The organism is Streptomyces ossamyceticus (assembly GCF_001418475.1).
GTDB classification, from domain to species: Bacteria; Actinomycetota; Actinomycetes; order Streptomycetales; family Streptomycetaceae; genus Streptomyces; species Streptomyces ossamyceticus.
The window spans coordinates 1-737 of record NZ_LIQX01000740.1 but is presented as its reverse complement, the minus strand read 5'-3'; the positions used below and the strand labels follow the sequence as shown (position 1 = coordinate 737).

The following is a 737-nucleotide window of genomic DNA, read 5'->3' as shown; positions in this document are numbered from 1 at the left end:
CCGCCGCGGCGGAGGCCCCCGTGAACACCGTGATGCCCACGAGGAAGAGCCGTCGCCGGCCGAACCGGTCCCCCAGGGCCGCGCCGAACATCAGCAGCACGGCGAAGGTGAGCGTGTACGCGCTGACCGTCCATTCGAGGTCGTGCAGCTCTCCCCCGAGGTCCTCCCGGATGGAAGGCAGCGCGGTCGTCACCACCAGGTTGTCCAGGGACGCCATGAATCCGGCGACGCTGGTCACCACGAGCGCCCAGACGGCACCCGCGCGCGTGGGCGAGGCTTCCCTCGATTCCCCGAGTTCCTTCAGTTCCTTTGACATGTCTTCCCCAGCGAGTGATTAGTTATTGATCAATAACTTTCGCGGACGTGAGGGAACGACCCTGCCGTCCCTCTCGCGAGCCGCTACTTCTCCAGTCGGCCGGTGTCCCGCGCCGACGGGTACATCCCTGCCCAGACCCGGTGTTCCGGCGGGAAGCCCATGGCCACCAGACAGTTGATGAGCATGCCGTGAGCCAGGAAGTCGGTGGTCCGGCCGGGGTCCGCACCGAGGGGCAGATGGATCGCGTCCCACAGGCGCATCCAGCCGGCCCGTACAGCGTCGCCGAACTCGTGGTACGCCTGCAGATGCACATGCCGACGTACGTCGCCGTGGGTGCATCTGATCAGTCAGTCGTTCGGGGGTTCGGCGATGACCTTGGTGTACGCGTTGGCCATGGCGTGCAGGGCCTCTTCGCCCTCCA

1 protein-coding gene and 1 pseudogene are annotated in these 737 nt (G+C 66.6%); both read right to left on the bottom strand.

The genetic code is table 11. The features are described 5' to 3' along the window. A partial coding sequence (locus AOK15_RS48950; protein ID WP_420877026.1) for an MFS transporter occupies positions 1-316 on the bottom strand: 316 nt, incomplete at its 3' end. An 83-nt stretch (positions 317-399) separates the two neighbouring features. Continuing rightward, positions 400-737 (bottom strand): annotated as a pseudogene (locus tag AOK15_RS37820) (TetR family transcriptional regulator); the annotation flags it as partial.